The sequence below is a fragment of the Clostridium sp. genome (assembly GCF_036643715.1).
In the GTDB taxonomy this organism is placed as follows: domain Bacteria; phylum Bacillota; class Clostridia; order Clostridiales; family Clostridiaceae; genus Clostridium.
This window is the reverse complement of sequence record NZ_JAVXRL010000010.1, coordinates 47,370-72,433: the sequence shown is the minus strand read 5'-3', so window position 1 is coordinate 72,433 and position 25,064 is coordinate 47,370. Positions and strand designations below refer to the sequence as shown.

Genomic DNA, 25,064 nt, shown 5'->3' with positions numbered 1-25,064 from the left:
ATTACTTATTCCTCTTAACTTAAATAACTTTAATTTTATATCATTTATAAATATCTCTATTATACTTTCCTTTGATAACTTTTTACTTCTTGAAAATATAATAATATTTAATATTATTAATGTTATTATTATCGCTAAACTCACAGCTATATATATTATTTTGATATTTATTGGATATCCTAAAATGTTTATATTAATATACTCGCTAATCATCTTATATACGTTTAAAAATGAAAATATATTTATATATTTAATACTATTTATATACGAAACTGGTTGTATGAAAATATAAGTTATATAGCTTAATATTATAAATACAAATGTTGTTAAGTATATTTCTAGTGTATTTCTTAACAATAAAAATATTAAACTTAGTACAAGTCCAATAGTAGTGAGTGTAATTACTTTTGAACATAAATATACTATTATGTATTGATTAACAGTTATTAAAATATTGCATTCTCTAAAGTCTTTTAATGATTGAATGTAAATACTCCCATCTGGAAATCCATAAAGTACATACCCAAGTATTAATATTGAACTATAAAATGTTACTGCTATAACAGTTATTGCAACTATTAATGTTATAAGTTTACTTACAATTACATTTAATCTTCCTTTTTCATTTGATTTAATAAGTGTATTTAAACCTAATTCCCTTTCACTTAAGAATAAATATATGCACATAATAATCATAATTATCAACATAAATATATCCGTTACAATGAAATCTGTGGATGATTTAATTCCATCTGTTAATCCAATATTTAATTCAATATTTTTTAAGTGTTCAAAATCTTTTGGAGTTTTAATTATATTTTTATATGTAAAGCTATCTTTATCATAAAATAAAGCTACAGAAATCATCTCTTCTGCCTTCTCGTCCATAGAATTAATGTACTTATCATAACTATTAATATATTTAAATTGATCAGTTAATAAATCTAAAAAATATGCTTGTACTATAAATCCTTCATTGTCCCTTACTTCATCACTTTCCTTTATTAACTTATTTAAAGCTTCCTCCTTTGGCATATCCTTATATTTGTTTTCCATTTCATAATAAATAGATTTATTATTTATTATCATATTTTCAAACTTAGTTTCTTCACCATAATACAAAACTAAATTAGCAATAAACATAATAAAAATCATTAATATAAATGGCTTTTTATTTAATATTTTTAGTATTTCATATTTAATAACCCTCATTATTTACCCCTCTTAAAAAAGGAACTGATATAATCAGTTCCCTTTTTTAATACTTAATTTCAGTATCCGTATTTTCAATATTAACTTTAAAGAAATCATTAACTTTAATATTTTTAGAACCTATATCATTTTTATCTATCCTTTTTATATTAAAATATTTATCATCTTTATAAATTAAAAATAAATAATTTTCATCTCCTGGCAATATAGACCACGCATTTGAAATTGGTTCATCTGTACCTAAGTTTAATGTATCCACCTTTTTCCCACTTGTATCATAGAAATCAATTATTCTTTCAATATCTTTTCCATTAATTTTCTCTGCTATATTATCAACATAAGTAAATTTATCATCACTATCTTCTATACCATAGAAGTCTGTTTTAAAAAGTGGTTCTATATTATCTCCATTTAAATCGCATGTATACATCTGTTTATTTCTTTCATCATCATCATTATAATGCCAATATAAAAATACTAACTTACCATTTTGTATACTTACTTTACCAACTTCTCCATCCTTATATTGTGATAATATTTCTTTTGATTCCTTATTACTTATATTGTAATTAATAAATTTAGATTTATAATTTTTAAGCTCTTCATCTTCATATCCATGAGAAGTAAAATAAATATTATTTCCATAAGCTATTAAACTTCCGATTCCATCTTCCTTTAAATTTGTTTCATACAATACTTCTTCTTTAGGATTTCTTTTTGTAACATCTATTCTAATTAATTTAGAATTACTAGAAGTCAACTTTCCATTATTCTCATCTTCTTTCATAGAATTTGAAACAAAGTACAAATATCCTCTATGAAGAGTTGCTTGCGAAATATCACCTTCAAATTCATATACAACTTTTCTTTTTGACCCATCTTTTGATATTTCTAAAAGATTTGCCTTATCACTTTTGCATAACGGATCATAAATGGATATACCATATAAGTTATCTTTATAATAATTCATAGCTTCCATTCCCATTCCCTGTGACTTAAAAAAAGCGTTACAATTATACTTTTTGCTTTCATCTATTTCTTCATCATGTAAGCAATTTGGTTTATTACATAATATAGTTTGCTTCATTGAGCTTTTATCAACATAATATATATACATTCCTGATGATAAATAATACCCATCTTCACTTGATACTATATTACTTGGAAAGATTTCATTAACGTACATATACTGCGAGTCAATTCCTTTATTATATGTATCTCCTAAGTTCTCTTCCTTATTACAACCTAAAAGTATAGTTGACATAATTATTAGAAATAACCCTAATAATACTTTCTTATTCATAGCTGTATCCCCCACATATATTTATACTTCTTATTATAACTTATGTACTATTTATTCTTTGTAAAAAGCTGTCTAATCTTATATGAAATAATTAGACAAAACCTTAGTCTTTTTGCGTTTTTTAAATTATTAAACTATCTTTTTGGAATTAATAGTCTAATTTAAGTAGACTATTTTAATGTTATCTTTCCTATATGCAAAAGAGGACTTTCAAGCTAATGAAAAGTCCTCCTTTAATATATAATTTTATTATGAAATCTAATTTCCTACACTTTCATAAATTGAAAGTCCTTTAAGCCATATAAGGTATGCAACACAAATTGCTACAGCTCCAACAATTAATGTAAGAATAACCCCTACAAAAAAGCTTTCCTTCCCTAAAAGGTATGCCCCAGGATAAAATCCTGTAAAAGCAAAAGGTACTACAAATGTTAAAAGATTTTTAACCATTCCTGGATATATTGTAACTGGATATTTTGCAAATCCACTTAATTCATATGCAATTTGAAGATGTCTGAAACTTGTTTTAGTCCAAAATGCTATTGATGCTGCAGCAAGTTTTATTGCTGTATATATAAGTGTTCCTCCAATTACAGCTATTATAAATCCAATTATCTTAACTGGAGTGACTTCTATTTGAAGCTTTATTCCTGAATATATAATTAATAAAAATCCAACTATTAATTCTCCAAATCCCTCTGGTTGAAACCTTTGTGCTATAACTTGAAATAGTGGATTAAGTGGTCTTAAAAGGTATCTATCAAATTCACCAGTTCTAATAGAATTTCCACTGAATATCCAAAGGTAATCTGTAAATACATGATCTATTCCTCTTGGTATTTGAGAGAATCCGTATATAAATATTATTTCATAAAAGGTCCATCCTTTAAGAGATTGAATATTACTAAATACAAGCCCTATAAATATTAATGATGTAAGTTGTATTAAGAAGAATCCTACTAATCCATATATAAAATCCTCTTTATATTCCATTAATGTTTTTATATATTGCTTTAAAAATTGTATATATATTTTTAAATATCTTTTCATACTTTTAGCCTCCTTGTATAGTTAATTTATCAATAACTTTGTTCCACATAATTTTTGATAAACCTATAAGTATTATTATCCATACAACTTGGAGTATTAGTGCTTTAGCTATTTCAAATGTTGATAACTTATTTAAATAAATCATTGCAGGTGTATAAATCATTGAACTAAAAGGCAAAAAGTTAAATGCCTTTTGCACTAGTTCTGGAAAAAATGTAAGCGGGATAAGACTTCCTGAAATTAGCATTATAATTGCATTAGCTATTTGTCCAATTCCCCAAAGGTTATAAAACTTAAAAGCTAAAAGTCCAAATAAATAACTATAATACGTATTTATTAAAAACCCTAAAAATACACTTATAACAAATATAATTATTGATGCAAAATTTATATCTACTCCATTTATAATTCCGTAAGCTGTAATTCCAATTGCACCTGGCAAAAATAATAGCACAATCAAGAATGAAAATTGACCAATACTTGCTGCAACCATACGTCTTCTATAATTAATTGGTTTTATAAGGTTCATTGCAATAGCACCTGACTTAACTTCATCTGAAATCATATATGAAACATCACTTGATGTTACATAGCCAATTAAAAATGTTATCATTACGTATACTAACATCTCATTTAGCGTAAAGCCTTTTATAACACTTTCTGTAGAGCTTGTATATATTGCTTTCCATAAAAAATATGTTACAAGAACCATTATTATTTGTCCTATAACTCCCATAATAACATTAGATTTATAAGCTACACATTCCTTTGCCCTTCCTTTTGCAAAAGCCTTATACAACCTTATTTTTCTAAAATCCATAGATTACACCTCATTTCTATAGATTTTTTTAATTATGTCTTCTATACTACTTTCATTTAACGTAAAATCTAGTACATGCAAATTTTTCATTATATTATATAAAATATCTGAAGATGTTAATTTGTTTTTATTAAAATTAATTGTTATATTTGTATCTTCTACTACATAATTAAAATCCTCTTCATCTAAATTAAATGCTTCAAATGCGTTTAAATTTCCCTCTATCTTATTTTTAACTTTTATTTCTAAAGTAGTCATGTACCCAAATTTATTTTTAATATCTTCAAGACTTCCGTCATAGATCTTTGTCCCTTTATCTATAATTATTATTCTTTTACAAAGTTCTTCAATATCATTTAAATCATGTGTTGTTAATATTATTGTCGTTCCAAATTCTTTATTTATTTGTTTAATTGCTGTACGCACTTTCTCTTTTACAACAACATCAAGCCCAATAGTTGGTTCATCTAAATAAAGTATTTTAGGACTGTGAATAAGTGATGCTGCAAGATCTGCCCTCATCCTTTGTCCTAATGAAAGTGTTCTAACTGGTCTTGAAATAAATTCTTCTAAATCTAAAACTTCATTTAAGAATTCCATATTTCTATTATAAAGATCATCAGGAATAGTATAAATATCTTTTAATATAGTAAATGTTTCTGATAAGGCTAAATCCCACCATAGTTGTGTTCTTTGACCAAATACAACACCTATATCCTTAGCATTTCTCTCTCGATCCTTATATGGTATTATTCCATTTACTCTTATATCGCCTGATGATGGAGTAAGAATTCCAGTCATCATCTTTATAGTTGTTGACTTTCCAGCACCATTAGCACCAATGTATCCAACTACTTCCCCCTCATCTATTTCAAATGAAATATTTGATACAGCCTTTTTGATTTCGTATTCATTAGAAAACAAAGATTTTACTGCCCCTTTAAAGCCACCTTCCTTTTTTCTCATCTTGAAATCTTTCGTTAAATTCTCAACTTTAATCAACTTCACTCCCCCTTTTAGCTACCTCTTGTTAACGATTTCTTTAACGTTAATAATTTATTGGAAACGTTTCTAATTTTGACATTATACTTCCTTTATCCTTTAACATTATACCATATTTTTACTTTTATCAAATATAATTAATCTAATTTTATTAATTTTTTATAGTGAATTATAAAAAATGCCCTATAAAGAAGATAAAAACCTTACTTTATAGGGCATTTTAAAATTAATATAACTCTAGTTTAAATGTGCTTTTGATTCTATCATAGCAAGTGCTACTGCACCTAAAACTCCAGCTTGTCCTTCAAGCTTAGCTTTAGATACTTTACAATGTCTAACGATAGGTCCTAAACATCTCTTTTCCATTTCTTCTCTAATCTTATCAAATACAATTTCTCCACCGTTAGTAATTCCACCACCAACAACTATCATGTCTGGATCAAATGTATTAGCATAGTTTGAAACTGCTGCTCCTAAGTATGATAATGCTTCATCTAATATTTCATTAGCAACTCTATCACCTTTGCTAGCTTCTTCAAATACTTCCTTTGAAGTAACTTCTTCACCAAAATTCTTTAAAGTAGTTGTTATATTACTTCTAACAGCTTCTAAAGCTGCATTTCTTATAGCTGTTCCTGAACAAAGTGCTTCAACACATCCTCTGTTTCCACAACCACATCTCTTACCTGTAACATTTATAGTAGTATGTCCAACTTCTAAAGCATTAGCTGTACTTCCTCTATATATTCTGCCATTTAAAATAGCTCCACCACCTACGCCAGTACTAGCTGTAACGTAAACCATGTTCTCAGTTCCAAAACCTGCTCCAAACATAAATTCAGCAAGAGTTGCTGCATTAGCATCATTATCTAAGTATACAGGAAGGTCAAACTCATCCTTAAGGTCTTTTACTATATTATAATTTTTGAAAGGAAGGTTTGGTGGTTCTGCTATTAAACCATTTTTTATATCAAGTGGACCTGGTGATCCTATTCCTATAGCATTTACATCAGCCTTATCAACACCATCTAAAACGTGTGCGATACTATCTTTAATCTTTTGAACAATTTGCTCGTGTCCCTTTTCTGCTTCTGTTTTAACTATTATTTCTTTTAAAATTTCCCCAGCTTTATTAGCAATTGCAGTATAAATTTTAGTTCCACCTAAATCTACTCCAACAAAAAGTTGTTTTGTATATAATTTTTCCATAAAATAATTCCTCCTACTTTTAAAAAGATAACCTCTTAAATTAATTAGAGGTTATCTTCCATAATAAAAATTAATCCTTTACTAGAATATTGTATATTGCTCCTCTTTGTCAAATACGTGAAGCTTATCTAAATCCATAACATACTCAATTGAGCCTGTTGTATTTACGTTATCCGCTGTTGCAGTCTTAATTATTAATGTTCTTCCTTCAACTTTAAGGTGCATGAAAGTTTCTGCTCCTAAGTTTTCTGATACATCAATGTCTGACTTAAATACAACTGCCCCATCTTTATTTAAATCATCTTTTTTACAGCTTATATTTTCTGGTCTTATTCCTACTAAAACATCTGCATTTGCATGCTTCTTATCTTTAAGAATTTTAGCTTTATCCTTTGGAAGTTCAACATCTCTATCTAACATTTTAATAAATACTTTTCCATCTTTCTCATATGTTGTTCCATAGAATGTATTCATTTGAGGACTTCCTATAAAGCTTGCAACGAACATATTTTTTGGATGATCGTATATTTCTTTTGGACTTGCAACTTGTTGAATAAGTCCATCTTTCATAACAACTATTCTAGTTCCAAGTGTCATTGCTTCTGTTTGGTCATGTGTTACATATATAAATGTTGTATTTAATTCTTTATAAAGTTTTGCTATCTCTGTTCTCATTTGAACTCTTAATTTAGCATCTAAGTTTGATAAAGGCTCATCCATTAAGAATACTTTAGGATGTCTAACAATAGCTCTTCCCATAGCAACTCTTTGTCTTTGACCTCCTGATAAAGCTTTTGGCTTTCTATCTAAAAGATGTACTATATCAAGTATTCTTGCAGCTTCCTTTACCTTCTTATCAATTTCATCCTTTGGAGTCTTTCTAAGTTTTAATGCAAATGCCATATTATCATATACTGTCATATGTGGATATAACGCATAGTTTTGGAATACCATTGCTATATCTCTTTCTTTTGGAGCTACATCATTCATTAATGTATCTCCTATATATAATTCTCCACCTGATATTTCCTCAAGACCTGCAATCATTCTAAGTGTAGTTGATTTACCACATCCTGATGGTCCAACAAATACGATGAACTCTCTATCTTTTATTTCTAAATTAAAACCATTTACCGCCTTAAACCCATTTTCATAACACTTGTCGATATTCTTTAATACTAATCCTGCCATTTTATTGTTCCTCCTCTTTCTTTATACCCTACTAAAATTTAATGGATTAACCCTTTTACACATTAATAGTAATTTTTTATCCATTGCTACTTTAAATCCCACAACTTCTGAATTTCTTGTTACAAATATTATTTGTTCATTTAATCCACTATTATCTACACAAGCTTTAATTAGCTTTGCATTTCTGCTATTTCCATCTTGTACTTTATTTACATCTACTATATTTTCAATATCTATAGTAGTAATAACCTTTCTCTTCTTCTTGTTCATTATTTTACTTATTACAAGTTCATTTTCAGTTAGCTCATACTCGTATTCTAAAAGTACAGCTCTCGCTATTATCTCTACAATAACGTAAAGAACTAAGCAAACTATAGATCCCATAAAACCAATTACTACTGCTGACATTAATGCAAGTACTATTAATGTGCTACTTAAAAGTTTAAAGTTTTTTTCTTTATTACCATAGTCTGTAGTTAAAAATTGCTCATAAAACTTGTCCATACCCATCCCTCTTTTATCTTTTTTTAAATCCATTTATTATTATTTATATTTAACTATCTATCTGCGATATTATTTTTCAAATTTAAATTTCATTGTTCTTAATTTAAATATTCTCTTTATATTCTTATGTAAGATTTTTTTAATGTATTAATTGATATTTTATATTATCTAATTATGTTCTTTACATTTTTTTATAAAGGGAGATATTTTTCATTTTGTATGAAATAATATCTCCCCATTTTTAATTAAAGTCTTCTGATCTATAAATTACTTTTGAGTTTTCTTCCACTCTTCCATTTGTGTTTGCATTTCTGTCATTACTTTTTCAATTCCTTGTTCTTTTAACTTAGCATTTAATTTTCCTAAGTATTCATCAACATCAACTGAACCACTGTATATAGTTGCTTTGAACTCTTCAAGTACATTGTTTATAGCAGCGATTTCTGTGCTAACTTTTGATGAATCAAACTTGAATCCAAGTGCAGGTGATAATTTAGCAGCATCGTTGAATGCAGCGAATTCTTCCCACTTGTTTCCTGGCTCATCGCCAACAGCGTATGTCTTAAATAAGTTACCCATTGCAAAGTAAGGTACATCGTATCTCTTATCTTCTGGTTTGATTAATTCAATTGTGTTGTCACCAGTCTTTTTGTAATGAGTATCTTCGATTCCATAGTTAAGTAAGTTTCTTAAGTATGAATCAGTATTTAAAAGATTTAAGAATTCAACAGCTTTTTCTGGATTCTTTGAGTTCTTTGATACAGCTATCATTGAACCTGTTGTTGAACCATTTGTTATCCATGTATCTGTTATAGCTGATGCTACTACTGGATATTTTAAATCTTTTGACCAAATATTTTCAGCATATGGTTGTCCATCTGCTTTAGTTACAAATCTCTTAACAGCTTTATCATCTTGAGCTGTAGCTGCATCTTGGTTAATGTATCCAGCTTTGTAGTACTTTCTTAAAGTATCTAAAGCTTTCTTCATTTCTTTAGTCTCAAACATGTTTTGTATCTTTAAGTCTTTATCATCAAGGCTTACTCCTACTGGATCAACTAGTTGATCGAAGAATGTAGTGAATGAGAATCCTTTAGTGATATATAAAGGTGTTACATTTGGCTCTTTTTCCTTTATAACTTTTAACCATGGTTCTAAGTCTTCTAATGTGTGAAGATCTTTGTATGGTACTTTGTACTTATCTACATATTCTTTAGTGAATACCCACATAGGTGCTACACCGATTTCTTTTTGGTTTGGAATTGCGTATGTTTTACCATCAACTTTTGCTCCATCCCAGAATCTTTGATCGATTTCACCTTTCATATCTTTTCCTTGCTTATCTAAGTAAGGATCAAGTTCTAAGAATGCTCCTTTTCTAGCATTTCCTAAGTAATCTCCAGCCCATGAACATGTGAATGCTAAATCATAGTCTTCCCCTGAATTTATAATTACTGACATTTTTTGATTGTAGTCACCGAAGTCTACAAACTTCATATCTAAGTTTACACCAATCTTTTCACCTAAATATTCATTAGCCTTATCTTGAACCATCTTCAAGTCTTTAGGCTCTCCCCCAATTGAATACCAAGTTAAAGTAGTTACGTCTCCATCTTTGCCTCCTGCATTATCTGTTTTACCACAACCAGTTAGTAAACTTGATGTAGCTACAACTGCACAAGCAGCTAATGCGACAATTTTTTTGAATCTCATATTAAAATCCTCCCTTACCCGAATTAGTTATTTACATTTTATTAATAACGTTTACATATTGATTATAATATATATGAATTTTCTTTTATAGTGTACATTTTCAACATTTACTAGAATAAATCTATATAGTTTTCACTATTTTATTTCCCTTAAATAATTACATGTATACATTATTACTTCTCTTATTCTATATAACTCACTTTCTTTATTGTTCTCTCTCCATAAATTTGAATAATCACAGAACCATTCTTCAAATTTATTAGCTAATTCTTTGGGAGTATTACTTGGTTTACTATCACTTCTAGTAAAATCTTCCTTTAATAAAGTTAAGAAGAAATCATTTATAAGCGCTATTCCATTCGATGAATTTATAAACTTTTCAATATCTTCTTTTTTATTTATTTTGCCAGCTAAAATCAGTAATTTATTTTCTACTTCTATTGATTTTTCATATGACTCTTTAATTTTAACTGAATCTAACTTTTTAAAGTCTTCTTTTACTTTCTCTCCATCTGAATATTTTTCTTTCCACCATACAAGTTCTGACCAACCTACGCCTTGGCATTTTCCTAAATCATTTAATAAAGATACAATCTCCATTGTTTCATCGCCATATTCAATTAAAGATATCTTCTTATACTCTTCTTCAAAATCTTTATTCACATTTGGATTCCATGTTATTGATGCTCCATAAATAAGGCTTGGAATTGAGTTTGAAAGTAAATTAATATGTCCGTAATCACCCCAATCAGTATTTAAAACTCCAGTTGCACCATATTTTACTCCATAGGAAACCATCCTATTAATATTTTCAAAACTATTTTCTACAAGATTCATTAAGTGACTCCAACCACCAGTTCCAGGGCAAACCCACTGTTCTCTTCCACTTTCACTTATTGTCTTTGTATCATCTTCAGTAGCTCCACACCAATAGTTCCAATTTAAACATATAGCATCATCTCTAATTTCTTCTAAAAGCTCTTTATGATGCAATATTACATCTCCCCAGAATAATACACTTTTATTATGTCTTTTAACTATTGCCATTACTTTATTTAAAAATTGTACGTATAACTTACCATTTCCAATTTGGTCTGATAAATCCTTACTCTTACCCTTACCTAAGTCAAAAGTTTCATCACAGCCAATATTAAATATATTTGAACTAAATAATGGTATAAATTCTTCAAGCATACTTTCAACTAACTTTAAACTCTCATCATCTTTTACATTTAATGTATGGTGAGCTTGTCTATCAATATAAGAATATTCACTTTTATCACTATTTTCTAATTCACATAAATGTCTAAATGACTTGGTTCTAAGCACTTCATATAAGTGACCAAATGTAGCTAATGATGGTATTAATTCTATATGACGCTTTTTGCAATATTCATCTAATAATAATATTTCTTCTGCTGTAAGTGGATCTTTATCTCTCCAAACTTCTGTCATATTTTTAAATGCAAAGCTGTGTTCTATATATAATTGCATTTGATTAACTTTATAGAAACTTAGTTTATCAACTAATGCTTTCAATGTGTCTAATGTTGGAACCTTTCCTCTCGTTACATCATAGAAATACCCTCTGTTCTTAAAGTACGGTGAATCTTCTATATTTACGCCTTTTAACACTAGTCCTTCTTGTTTTAACATTTGTATTAAAGTTTGTATTCCATAAAAAATTCCTGGTCCTTTATTTCCTCTTACTTCAATGAAGTGTTCGTTAACTACCAATTTGTAAGCTTCATTTTCTAATGACTCATCTATAGTAAGTCTTATTGTATTATCTATATACTTTTCTTCAAATGTTTTTGTTAAGCTTATATTTAATCCGAATTTATCCTTTACCTCTTTTTTTAATAATAAAGCTGCCTCTAATTCATTGCTTGTACAATTATTTGATAAAGTAATTTCTGTTCCTCTATTTAATATAAAATTTTCTGAAGTTTCTTTATAATTTTTAGGATTTGGTATTAAATACATCCTACTTCCCCCTTACTTTTTCTTCTTAAATAATGTTACTCCAATCGCTGAACTAATTAGTCCTAATAAACTCATTGCACCGTTTGTCATACCTGTTGCTGGCAACTTACTTCCGTCTTCAGATATCCCTGGCTTATTTGAATTTTCTGGTTTGCTTGGCTTATTTGGATTTTCTGGTTTTCCTGGTTTCTCCGGTTTACTGTCTTCGTTCTTTTTAACTAAAGTTAAATCTTTAGTTACTTTTGAAAATGCTTTTTCTATTTCAATATCAAATTCACTTTTATCTTCATTGTATGAATTTAAGTTATTTGAATATCTTACTTTGTATGAACCTGGATCTACTTCACAAAGGCCAACACCATTTTCATTAGTTGTGAAAGTCTCTATGACTTCATCTCCTTTTATTAATTCATACTTAGCATCCTTTATTAATTTACCTGTCTTTTCTTCTGTAAGTTTTACTTCTACTGTTCCTTTAGTTGATGCATTTTTATTCTCATCGTATACTAATTTAAACTTTGGTGTTGGATTCATCCCAGCTCTCTCTATTTCTAAAACTAATTCTCCACCATTATTTTTCATTTCTAATGCTTCAATAATTGTCATACCATCTTTAGCTGGAACACTAGATTTAGTTTCAAATACATCATCTTCATTTTTATAGAAATTAACTTTATCTCCGTCTTTAAGATCAAATATTTCTAAAGTTCCATAATATCCATCTATTAATGATCTTGGATTAACTTTATATTCTTTTATTTTAAAATCATTTGGTACTTTAACTTTTGCCCATGTTTCATTATTATAATTAGCACTGAGTTTAATACTTTCTACTTTGCCTTCCTCTTTAAGCGCAAAGTATACTCTACCATCCTTTTCGCCTAAATCTAAATTATCAAAATATAACATTCCGTCTTCTTCTGCAACTTTTGATGTAAATGGTTCTTTGTCTTCTTTATTTTTATATAACAGTATCTCTTGTCCTTTTTTAACATCTTTAAAAATAACTTTGTCTTCTTTGCCCTTATTATTTATTGCTTTAACTGAATTCATTGGAACATTTTCAGTTTTAGCTGTATACGCCTCCTCGAATAATTGGAATTCATATAATCTTACTGCTTTCCAAGGTGACTTACCTGCATCATCTATTACTATTCTAAAATATCTTCCTTTAACTGCTTTTTCTAGATTTCTATCCACAACACCTTCACTATTATTAGTAACAGTATCCACATCTTTAAAGTTTATTCCATCACTTGATACTTGAAGTCTAAATGAATCTGTATTAGTATCCTTAGCTTCTCCACCAGCTTCTCCATGCATAGTAACCCATCTTTCAATAGTCTTTTCTTCACCTAAATCCACTTCAAGCCATGCACCTTCAAGTTCTTTAGTAGTACACCATTTACTATTATTTTCTACAGTTCCATCAACAGCTTTATAGCCCGGTTCTCCTGCATTTTCTGAGCTTACTTTTACAGGTTTGTTTAAAGCTAAATTTATACGATTTTCTTCTTTCTCATCTTCAGTTGCATCTCCATCTATATTCCAATTAAAAGTTAACTTTGCAGCTTTTCCTCTATTTAAATTTTTATCTACTGCTACTACTTCAAAGTCAAATGAATCTTCACTATTATATCTATTAAATGGTGCTATATAGTAAGAATCATTATATGTTGATCCAACATATTCTTTACTACCATCAGCTTTAGTTCTATATATTTCATAAAATTCTGAACCTTGTACATCATTCCAATATATTTTAGCTTCAGCCTTTTTAGCGCTATGAAGAAGACTTTGATCTAAAGTTATTTTACTTGTTGCGTCTAACTTCTTATCTTTATTCTTTTCTTCAATTGATATATTTCCAATATTAATTTTGTAATTACTTATATCTTCTGTGCTATCTATCTTTAATGAGATTGCTGATATTTTCTTTCCAACATAATCTTTTAATGATATTTTTGAAGTGTTCCACTCTCCAGCTTTACCATCTTTAACATCAAAGAACACAAAGTTTTTCTCATCATAAGTATCACCAAAACATAAACCAATTTGCATGTTATCTTCCTTTAAAGGTGTTTTATAAACTATAGATAATTCTGTACTTGCATCAGTTATTTTTAAATCTGTACTGTATAACTTAATATGATTTGGATTTTCATCTTCTAAATTACCTTCAATCTTTATAGAGCTTCCTCCATTGTATGCATCTGTTCTATCAAAATCTGGCTTTAGTTTTGAACCATTTGATTCTACGACCCATCTCCATGTTGGAAGATAATCTTGTATAGCACGATTGTTCCATTCCTTTTCTCTTGAAACTTCTCCATCTATATAATATTTTTGTCCATGTCCTAAATTAAAATTAGTATTAAAAGGTAAGTTATTTATAGCTGATCTATCTGCTACATAATTAGCAAGTCCAACCCATTTTTCTTCAGTATTTGTTTTAGATGGATCTCCTGTTGGTCCAACCCAAAACTTTTGATCATGCTTATAAAAATCTGCTACATCTTTTGCCATTGAAAATGTGGAGTTTGGGCAGTACATAGCTAGTGATAATTTAAGCTTTCCTTCTTCATCTAATAAATGTTCTACTGGGAATTTATCATTATAAGCATTTTGTTGTACTTCAACTCCTGCATATACATCATATTGACTTCTTCCTGCCTTTTTTGCTGTATCAACACTCATATCAACCTTTGATTTTTCTGGGAATGATGTTGAAGCCTTGTCCCAATTGTAATTTAAGAAAAATTCATCAGTTACTCTCTTTCCACTATTTTGGAAAAATCCTACGTTTAGAGGATTAAGTGAATCCTGATACTTAACAGGACCATCAGTAGTCATAGAATCATACCATCCTATTCTTATATCTGGTGCTGTATCTTTCATATAAGTAAAGAATTCTACCATTAACTGTGCATCTTCTTTTGAACAACCATAGCTCTCTTGATTAATAAACCAACCATCGAATCCATAGAATCTAGCCATTTCTATCATCTTATCTGCTACAGGAAACTTTCCATTTGCATCTTTAACTAAAAATTCTCTTATTTGTTCAACATGACCTTCACCTGGTCCCCATGGGAATCCTACTGTTCCAAGTACTGGAACTCCATTTTTATGTCCAGCATCAATAACATCTGGTGTTGGTGCTAAGAATATCCCTTTATTAGTTCCACCCCAATATACATAAGAATCAACATATTGCCAGTAAGAAAATACATAAGCATTCTCTGTATCACTTCCTTGTGATGGCGCATTATCTGACTGTGGATTAGTTAAGGCACAGTTCATTATTTTTGCATTAGGGTTTGCATTTTCATTTACAACTGGTCCTGTAAATCTGTCTTGAAGTTTTATACTAGCTCTATTGTATCTAGCATTTGGATCGCTTTCTGGAGTCCAATCTAATAAAGTTTTAATACTGTACCCATTTCCTGTTGGTTGTAATGAATTAACTTCATTTTTAACCGAAACGTTTTCATTGGAATTTTTAGTTGTTGCCTCTACAATTGTAGTAAAAGCTGGCGCCATTGAAGTAGTTAATGCAAGTGTAAGTGCACAAGCTACAGCCTTTTTTCCTTTGTTCCTCCTTTCTAGTGCTACTCGGTTAATCTTCTTGCTTTTTAAAGTCATAAAATTTCTCCCCTTTATCTTTATATTATTGTAACCTGATCTACAAACATAAATGCCGGTCCCTCTCCCGCCATAATGCTCCAGTCAGGACAATTGTCTTGATTTTTAGCAAATACTCTAATGTATCTCGCTTTCCCCTCACACTTACTAGAAATATTTTCTACACACACTTCTTTTCTCTTAATACTCTCATCACAATTTATCTCTTTTATCTCTTTAAAAGTGTCTCCATTTAAAGAAATCATAAATTTAACATATTTCGGATAATATATCCATGCCCTCGTATCTTGAAGAAACCCAACTGTCACTTCATTTACTTCTCTAACTTCTCCTAAGTCAACTATTACATCCATATCTTCATTGAACCCAAGCCAAGCACCATCTGTATAATCTTTACTTCCCTTTACACCATCAATAAGGTCATATACCCCTTTTTTGTTATACTTTTTTATCTGTACTGGATTAGTTAAGCTTTTAATATCTTTTAACTTAATAGTTTCATATAAGTACCCTTCAACTATTTCACTTGGTTTAAAACCTTCTTTAAAAACTCTAGTTCTAATAATAGCTTTACCTTTGAGTACTATTTCACCTTTATAAACTGGTGAACTTTCTAACGGTTCACTTCCATCTAAAGTGTAATGAATAGTTCCATTAGCACAATCATTTTCTATTTTAAATGTTCCATCTTTAAACTTTTCCTTAAGCAATACATTTGGAATTATTTTAGGTTTAAACGCTCTAGGTTTAACCTTTGATAAACCGTTAACCCTCTTATATTTTGGAATATAATTATCTATAATATCTTTATTTTCTAAATAACTATCTTTATAAAATCCAAATTCCTTTTCTTCTTCATTATTAAACAATATTTCAATGATATTGTTTTCACTAATTATAAATATTGTTCCATCTTCACATAATTTAAACTTACCTTTTTTTAAGAAAACTTTATATTTAAATCCATTATGCTCACATATTAATGTAGTATTATTTATATCTTTTAAAACAGGTAGCGTATTTATATGAAGTGCTAACTTCTCTTTATTTAAATTTCCACCACTCATAACTATTTTCATATTATCTTCATTAAGATCTACACATACTGATTCTTTTAAATTACAGTTCCACTTAACTTTATAAGACTTTTCACCATCACCTATAAATTCAACTTCTTCTCCACTTAAATAAGTTTTTCTAATATATTCATCAACTTTAACAAAGTCAATTGATGCCCTAAATGCATCTGTACTAAACTTATGAGCATTTAGCATTGGTAGTGCATCAAATATACTTTCACTACTTTCTAATGTTTCATCATAATATCTTGATTTATAATTCTCATTAAATAAGTGTAGATCTCTTATTGATAACTTACCTTTTTCCATAAGAAAACTTGTTCTATAAAATCTACTGTTATACCAAGTAGTTTTTAAGTTTTCTTTCTTATTCCAATCTTCTGATGCTGTAAATGTCGTTGGTGGTGTTAGCTTATATTTATTTTTATACCATGTTCCTGTTTCTTCTAAAGTTTCTACTCTAACTTTCCCTTCCTCTGCAAGCTTTGCAACATACGGAATTTGAAGCTCATACCCTTTATACATTGTGTTCCATAAAAAAGTATTTTCTTGTCCTACCTGTACATGTGAAAAACCTAAAACAGACTCTTCTAAGAATCTATCAAATAACCATTTTACCCATTCTTCTGTTTGACCTATTACACAAGCCGGTTCTAATGTATGAACTCCCTCTACTGATTTTCTAAGTCCATCTTCAAACGCATATATTGGATCTGGTCCAAGTAATTTAAATATTGGAAGATCTAATTGCATTTCTTCTCTTTGAGCTGGCATATATTCATTAATTTTGCTTGGATAATAACCTTGATTAAAATAACCACCCCATAAAGTAAATCCATCTGTCCCTATTTGATCTCTACATAATGCACCACATACAACACCATATTTTTCTCTAAAGTGAGTAAATGTAATTATATCCATAACCCAAGATCCAACTGATTTTGGATAATACCCAAAGACTTCTTTAAAATCAGCCATATATACATCAACCATCTTAATTCTGTCTTCTTTTGAATATCCTAATGAATATCCAATATTAACATGATCGTCTACTGGAGTATTACCTTTCCATTTAACATTAGCTTTAAGTGCTATACTTTCATCAATTTCCCACCATGCTGCGACTTCATCATATTCATCAATATTATTTTTAATTAAATTGCTAAAGCGCTCATCCATTAAAGCATCATATTTCAATGCATAAGTTGCTGGAAGTCCATATTGTTTTAATATTTCCATTTGATACATAACAGTATCAAAATCATCTTGTACAAATTCCCCACTTGGATATACAGTTTTTCTTATGAAATTATATATATTAACTATTGCAGGAGCTCTTTTATTTCTATCTTTATTAAGCATTTATTTTCTCCTTAAAACCTCTTTATATAAGTAGAAGTATTTACTCCTCCTAAGAGTCGTAAATACTTCCATTTAAAACTTATTGAATTACTATTTTAATTTAAATTTGAATGTCTTTATTTCGAAAGGCTTAATTGTAAAGTCAATGCTATTTCCATTTGCATTAATCTTTTCTAAATCTCTTTCCATTAAGTTACATTCACATATTTCTTCAATTTCTTTAAAGAACTCTAAAGTAGCGTTTGTTCTCTTATTATGGAACTCATACATTCTCACTACTAAGTGATCTGTATCTTCGGCTTTCTTTATAACTTCAATCATTACATTCTCTTTATTTACTTTAACTAAGCTTAGCTTATCTTCTAATTCACCACTATGAGCTTCCTCAACTTTAGTGTATAGAGGAACATTTAACTCATAAGCTTTGTTTGCAGTTTTTGCATCTTTCCAATTTCCTTCATGAGCAAATATTGAATAAGTGAAGAAATGTTCTTCTTTATCTGCATCTGGATTTGGATCTCCTGTTGATTTAAGAAGAGTTAATCTCATATTTCCATCTTTAATATCATGTCCATATTTACAGTTATTAAGAAGTGATACACCAAAGTCTCCTTCTGAAAGGTCAGCCCATTTATGTCCACAAACTTCAAATCCTGCAACATCCCATGATGTGTTATTGTGAGTTGCTCTTGTTACATTTCCATATTGTATTTCAAAAGTTGCTTCCTTACTATTAATATCTAATGGGAATGCTGCCTTAAGTAATACATCATTCTCTTTCCAATCAGTGTATGAATCAAAATCTACTCTTTCTAAATCAGTGTACACATGAATCTTTTGAACTATTATTGTCTCTAAGAACTTTCTTTCAATTTTTAAAGTACTTCTAACTGGTCCTTTTTCTATAACTTCGATGCTTTGTACGTCATCAACTTTCCACATCTTTTCTTTGTAGTATATATCTATATCCCAGTTATCAAAGCACATTGGCTTGTCTTCAAATGCTTGAAGTTCATTACCAATAGCGCCTTCTTTTAATATTTCTCTATTAGCTTTCTTATTTATAAATGATACTATTTGACCCTTTTCATCAAGTTTGATCTTGAAGAATTTATTTTCTGCCCCTGTTTCAGTAACTTCAACTACTTCTTCATTTAATTTAGTAGCTTCAACTATTTTAAATGTTTTATGTCCATTAGCAGGTACTGCTTTAGCAAAGAATATAGCTTTATTTCCTTCAACTCTTTGACATACTAGCTCTTCTCCATCTTCATCAATAACAGCTGGATTATTTATATCTTCTGGAACTTCAAATGTAGCTATGTCATCTCTGTCAAATCCTAAAGTATTTGATACAACAACACTTCTATCTTTTAAGTTAATATTTGAAGCAATATTATTTAATCCTTCACTTAATAGGTTATCTGCATTTTCTAATAACTCTTTGTACTCAACTGCAGTTACATCATAAACTGCTTTAATTGATGAACCTGGTATTATATCATGGAATTGATTTAATAAAACTGTTTCCCATGAATCTGTAATACTCTTGTATGGATAGTTATTTCCAAGAAGCATTGATAATGAGTTTAACTTCTCTGCTGAAGTATATTTGTTTTCACAAGCTCTATTATCTCTCTTATTTCTAGCCATTGAAGTGTATGTTCCTCTATGGTACTCAAGGTAAAGCTCTCCAACCCACTTTGGTAACTTTTCATTATCTTTAACTTTTTCTTCTAATCTCTTGAAGTAATCAAGTGATGTACCCATTTTAACTCTTGGAGCTCCTGGTATACCTTTTGATAGTCTTCTTGCATTTTCAAGCATTTCTAATGTGGCACCACCACCACCATCTCCCCATCCGAAGGAAACTAATACGTCATCGTTAATATTCTTATTTTGGTATCTTCTCCAAGCTCCCATTATTGCATCTGGTTGAACGTGTCCATTATAAGTTGTGAAGTGTGATTCTTTCTCTTGTCCTGGACATGTTGTTGTTATGAAGTGTGTTAATACTTCTGTTCCATCAATACCTCTCCACATAAATGTGTCATTTGGTATTTTATTAAATTGATTCCATGCAATTTTAGTTGTCATGAAGTAGTTTATATCTGATTTCTTTAATATTTGAGGAATTGCTGCTGAGTAACCAAATACGTCTGGTAACCATAATATTTCGTTATCTACATTGAATTCTTCTTTAAAGAATCTCTTTCCGTGTAATATTTGTCTAACTAATGATTCCCCTGATGTTACATTACAGTCAGATTCAAGCCACATTGAACCTTCTGCTTCCCAAACACCTTCTTCGATTTTTTCTTTAACTCTTCTATATATATCTGGGTGATCTTCCTTAAGGAACTTATAAAGTTGTGGTTGGCTTGACATGAAGATGTATTCTGGATACTCTTCCATTAGTTTTAAAACTGTTGAGAAACTTCTTGCAACTTTCTCTCTAGTTTGAGCTACTGTCCAAAGCCAAGCAACGTCAATGTGAGTATGTCCAACACATGTAGCAACTACATCTTCATGTCCACATAATTGTCCATAGAACTTATCATTTAATAATTCATTACTTACTCTTATGCTCTCATCATACTCTTTTGACTTTGGTCTTCTTAAATCAATTAAGTTGATTGCCTCATTTAAAACAGTTATCATATCTATTCTGTTCTTATCTTCTTTATCTAGTTCTTTACAAACATCTACTGGTACTTTTAAGTTCCAATATAAGTCTCTAGCTGCCATATCGATTACTACAAGTTTTCCGTGTAATGTAGCTTTCTTGTCAGCAAGCATTCCTGCATAAGCATGTAAATCTATTTCATACTTAGTTCCTGGAACTGCTTCATGAGTTAATATTATTTCTCTATGATTAATATCAACACCTTGTATTTGTTCTCCATTAACATATAAGATAAATTGAGGATTCGTTGCATCCCATCCTTCTTCAAATGTATGGAAGTTTAGAGCAATAGTTTGTCCTGCAAAATTTTCTGGAACTTCAACTGAACATTTGAACCATCCATGACAGTCTTCTCCACCCCATAAATCTCCTGTTTTAAACTCTCTCCATCCTTCTTCTGGTGCGTCTTTTATTAAATCAATGTTATGATAATTACCATCAATGTACATATAGTTTTCAAGATTAATTTGATCTTTATATACGTGCTTAGCTATTTCTCCACATGTTTTATCGATTCTCTCTAATAAATAATACATAATATCTTCTCCTCTATATCCCTTATATTGTATAATTTCCTCTTCGGATTATTTTATATTTTTACTATATATTTTTTATAACGGAGGTGATATTAATCACCTCCAATTTATTATTCTTTTACTGCTCCAACTGTTAATCCACTTACAAAGTACTTTTGGAAGAATGGATATGCAAATATAATTGGAAGTGTTGTTATAACAACTATTGCCATTTTAGCTGTATCTTTTGGCATTCTAGCTGCAGCTTCAACTGCGTTTGTACCTAGTGCTGCTGTATTATTGGCCAAGAATTCCATTGAGGTCTCAAGCCTTATAAGCAGATACTGTAATGGCACCAGACTGTTCTTATCAATGTATAACATCGCGTTAAACCAGTCATTCCAGAATCCAAGTGTTAAGAACAATGCGATTGTTGCTATTGCTGGAAGTGATATAGGTAATACTATTTTTAAGAATAATACCCACTCAGATGCTCCATCAATTTTAGCTGATTCAACTACTGCGTCTGGCACTGTAGTTTTAAAGAATGTTCTAAGTATTATAATGTGGAAGGAACTTACACATATCGGAAGTATTAAAGCTAATAAGCTATTCTTAAGTCCTAAGAATCTTGTTACAACCAAGTATGATGCAACCATACCACCTGAGAATAACATTGGTATAAATATTAGTTTTGTAAAGAATTTTCTATATGCAAAGTTTTTTCTTGATAATGCATATGCATATGTTGTCATTATTACAAGACCTGTTATTGTACCTGCTATTGTTATAAATATTGTTATTCCATATGATCTCATTATTTGGCTTCCTGAAGTGAAAATATATTTATAAGCTTCAAAGCTCCACTCCTCTGGCCAGAATTTGTATCCATTCATTTGAAGTGATTGCTCACTTGTAAATGATATTATTACAACAAATATAAATGGTATTATACATAAGGCTGCTAGTACTCCAAATAGTATATTAAGTCCTATATTTGCTGGTTTTGATATTGCATTGAATTTATTTATTTCTTCTTTTTTACTAAAAAATTTACTTTTTATCATATTAAACATTCATAGCACCGCCTTTCCTTTTAGAAGAATGCATTTTCATTATCTACTTTTCTAACAATTCCATTTGTTACTAATATTAGAACTAGTCCTACAAATGATTGATATAAAGCTGCTGCTGAACTCATACCTATGTTTCCAAGGTTTGTAAGTCCTCTATATACGTAAGTATCTATAACGTTTGTTACTGGATATAATGCACCTGAGTTCTTTGGTAATTGATAGAATAATCCAAAGTCTGCTCTGAACATTCCTCCAATAGCTGTTATAAACATTATTATTAATACTGGTTTTAATAGTGGAATAGTTATATATTTTACTTGTTGCCATTTACTAGCTCCATCAATCATTGCAGCTTCGAAGTATGATTTATCTATACCACATATTGATGCTAAGTAAACAACTGTTCCGTATCCTATACCTTTCCATTGACTCATGAAGATTATTATAAAAATCCAGTACTTAGGTTCTGTGTACCATGAAACTCCTGAACTTCCCATCTTCTCAAGAATTGCATTAACATAACCCTTATCTGGACTTAAGAATGCAAATAAGCAATAACTTACTACAACCCATGATAGGAAGTATGGTAAGAACATCGCACTTTGATAAAATTTTGATAATTTCTTATTTAAAAGTTCTTTAAGTAATATTGCAAGTGTAACTGGAATTACTATTCCAAGTATTATAAATACTATGTTATATAGTACAGTATTTCTTGTTATTAACCATGCATCGGTACTACCGAATAAGAATTTAAAGTTATCAAGTCCAACCCATTCACTCTTAACTAAACTTTCTAAAAATCCTCCATGTATTTTCCAATCTTTAAATGCTATCATTATTCCAAACATTGGCAAGTATGCAAATACTAAAAACCAAATTGTTCCTGGTATCGTTAAAAATAAAAGTTCTTTATTTGCTTTTAATTTTTTAAATCTTGAACCTTTTTCTTTTTCTTTTATTTTTTTAACTTCAGACATTTAATTCTCTCCTCCCTTTTTTGTAAACGTTTCTATCACTGTTTAAAATATACCATACTTATAAATTACCTTTAAAGTTGAAATACTTTAGATTTAGTGTATAAATTAGAGGTATATTATTTTTGTCCACTTTTTTTAGTAAAATACAGAAAAAAAGTGGCAATAAGCCACTTTTCTCTTTGAAAATTTATTATGCAATTGTATTTTTTCTAATAATTTTTAAGTTCTCTAAGAGTAGATGGACAAACTCCATAGTACTTCTTAAACTTTCTATAAAAGTAACTTGTATCCGTATATCCAACTTCCTTAGCTATATCATTAATCTTCATATTAGTTTCTAATATAAGATCTTTAGCTTTCATATTCTTCGTCTTATTTAAATACTCTGAAAATGATACTCCAACTTCCTTAGTAAATATTTGTCCTAAGTATGAGCTATTAATATTATATTGTTGTGCAAGAGTTTTTAAACTAAGCTCTTCATAATATTTATCATTTACATTATTAACTATTTGTTGTACAACAGGACTATATTTTACAGATGTATTGCTCATTATATTTATTAATTCTTCAATATCCTTTATTATATACTCCTTTACAGTTTCCCTTGTACTTTTATTACAAAGTTCAACTATTGTATTACTTAAACTATCTCTTCCATACTTCTGTTCAAGGTTAAATTCTTCTAATAATTTATCTATAAGAAGTATGATCTTTATGGATAAATCATATATATTTTTAGGTGTTAACTCTTCATCATTAAATAAGCTTTCTAAATATTTTTTAGATTTTTCACTATCTTTTTCTATTATTATTTTATTTAACTCATCTATTTTTTCTGTAAAGTTTATTTTATTTTCCTTCTTATCTTCTATGCTATCTTTAGAAATACACTTATTAGTTCCCTCTGTTAAAATATATTTTTTAAGACTATTTGCAACTGCATAACTATCTTTTAAGTTATCAACACTATTTACTTTATCACCAATTGCTATAAATACATCAGCTTCTAATTCACTAATTAAAATATTCTTTATACAATTATAATAATTATATATATCTTCCTTACTATCAGTTTCTCTCCATGAATTTATTAGGGTAACTTGTCCATCAAACTTATATAATATTTCAAAGCTTCCTTTTGTATTTTTTTCTATAATATCATCAATATTATAATGTCCATCTTCATACTGTTTTTTAGTTATAGCAATATTACTTACTGTATAACCCTCTTCATCAAACTTTAAATTCATTAAGTGTTTCATTTTATATATTTCTGATTTTTCAATCTTCCCATTTATAAAGTCAATTAACTTTCTATTTTTATCTAAGTCTTTATATCTTTTCTTCTTTTCTATATTAATTATATCAACAAGATTTTTTAGAGCTTCTTCAAGTTCATCCTCATTTATCGGTTTTAATATATAATTTTTAACCCCATATTCCATAGCCTTTTTAGCATATGAAAATTCATCATAACCACTTAATATTACAAACTGTACATTTTCATTTATACTTTTAACTTCTTTAATAAATTCAAGTCCAGTCATCTTTGGCATATTTATATCTGTTATAACTATATCAACTTGATTCCTTTTAAATTTTTCTAGTGCTTCTTCCCCATTTTCAGCTACTTCTACTACCTCTAAATTAAATTTTTCCCACTCAATTAAATGCATTAATCCTTGAGTAATTAATTTCTCATCATCAATAAGCATTACCTTATACATA

General features: G+C 29.1%; 16 protein-coding genes. All 16 read right to left on the bottom strand.

Features of this window, described 5'->3' with window-relative positions:
• On the bottom strand, window positions 1-1,212 hold a 1,212-nt coding region (locus RSF37_RS04910; RefSeq protein WP_332563281.1), incomplete at its 3' end, for a hypothetical protein.
• 46 nt (window positions 1,213-1,258) lie between these two features.
• Complete coding sequence (locus tag RSF37_RS04905; RefSeq protein WP_332563280.1) at window positions 1,259-2,515, bottom strand: hypothetical protein; 1,257 nt, start codon at window positions 2,513-2,515, stop codon at window positions 1,259-1,261.
• A gap of 258 nt (window positions 2,516-2,773) precedes the next feature.
• Complete coding sequence (locus RSF37_RS04900) at window positions 2,774-3,565, bottom strand: ABC transporter permease (protein ID WP_332563279.1); 792 nt, start codon at window positions 3,563-3,565, stop codon at window positions 2,774-2,776.
• 4 nt (window positions 3,566-3,569) lie between these two features.
• Window positions 3,570-4,385, bottom strand: a complete 816-nt coding sequence (locus RSF37_RS04895; protein WP_332563278.1) for an ABC transporter permease — start codon at window positions 4,383-4,385, stop codon at window positions 3,570-3,572.
• A 3-nt stretch (window positions 4,386-4,388) separates the two neighbouring features.
• Complete coding sequence (locus tag RSF37_RS04890) at window positions 4,389-5,387, bottom strand: ABC transporter ATP-binding protein (protein ID WP_442878705.1); 999 nt, start codon at window positions 5,385-5,387, stop codon at window positions 4,389-4,391.
• A gap of 237 nt (window positions 5,388-5,624) precedes the next feature.
• Window positions 5,625-6,596 carry an ROK family protein gene (locus tag RSF37_RS04885; protein WP_332563276.1) on the bottom strand — a complete coding sequence of 324 codons (972 nt, stop codon included), beginning with the start codon at window positions 6,594-6,596 and terminating at the stop codon, window positions 5,625-5,627.
• Between the two features lie 81 nt (window positions 6,597-6,677).
• Window positions 6,678-7,787, bottom strand: coding sequence for an ABC transporter ATP-binding protein (locus tag RSF37_RS04880; protein ID WP_332563275.1), 1,110 nt, complete (start codon window positions 7,785-7,787; stop codon window positions 6,678-6,680).
• A 21-nt stretch (window positions 7,788-7,808) separates the two neighbouring features.
• Entirely contained in the window at window positions 7,809-8,291 is a 483-nt protein-coding gene (locus RSF37_RS04875) for a hypothetical protein (protein ID WP_332563274.1), read from the bottom strand.
• Window positions 8,292-8,558: 267 nt separating this feature from the next.
• A complete protein-coding gene (locus RSF37_RS04870) occupies window positions 8,559-10,004 on the bottom strand; it encodes an ABC transporter substrate-binding protein (protein WP_332563273.1) in 1,446 nt (481 codons plus the stop codon).
• A 135-nt stretch (window positions 10,005-10,139) separates the two neighbouring features.
• A complete protein-coding gene (locus tag RSF37_RS04865) occupies window positions 10,140-11,990 on the bottom strand; it encodes a beta-N-acetylhexosaminidase (protein WP_332563272.1) in 1,851 nt (616 codons plus the stop codon).
• A 12-nt stretch (window positions 11,991-12,002) separates the two neighbouring features.
• Window positions 12,003-15,635: an endo-beta-N-acetylglucosaminidase gene (locus RSF37_RS04860; protein ID WP_332563271.1), complete on the bottom strand. Its 3,633-nt coding sequence runs from the start codon at window positions 15,633-15,635 to the stop codon at window positions 12,003-12,005.
• 20 nt (window positions 15,636-15,655) lie between these two features.
• A complete protein-coding gene (locus RSF37_RS04855; protein WP_332563270.1) occupies window positions 15,656-18,076 on the bottom strand; it encodes a chitobiase/beta-hexosaminidase C-terminal domain-containing protein in 2,421 nt (806 codons plus the stop codon).
• A 90-nt stretch (window positions 18,077-18,166) separates the two neighbouring features.
• Window positions 18,167-21,298: an alpha-mannosidase gene (locus RSF37_RS04850; RefSeq protein WP_332563269.1), complete on the bottom strand. Its 3,132-nt coding sequence runs from the start codon at window positions 21,296-21,298 to the stop codon at window positions 18,167-18,169.
• Between the two features lie 110 nt (window positions 21,299-21,408).
• Window positions 21,409-22,353: a carbohydrate ABC transporter permease gene (locus RSF37_RS04845; RefSeq protein WP_332563268.1), complete on the bottom strand. Its 945-nt coding sequence runs from the start codon at window positions 22,351-22,353 to the stop codon at window positions 21,409-21,411.
• 20 nt (window positions 22,354-22,373) lie between these two features.
• On the bottom strand, window positions 22,374-23,333 hold the full coding sequence (locus RSF37_RS04840) for an ABC transporter permease (protein ID WP_332563267.1): 960 nt from the start codon (window positions 23,331-23,333) through the stop codon (window positions 22,374-22,376).
• Between the two features lie 209 nt (window positions 23,334-23,542).
• Window positions 23,543-25,063: a response regulator transcription factor gene (locus tag RSF37_RS04835; RefSeq protein ID WP_332563266.1), complete on the bottom strand. Its 1,521-nt coding sequence runs from the start codon at window positions 25,061-25,063 to the stop codon at window positions 23,543-23,545.
• Between the last annotated feature and the right edge of the window lies 1 nt (window position 25,064).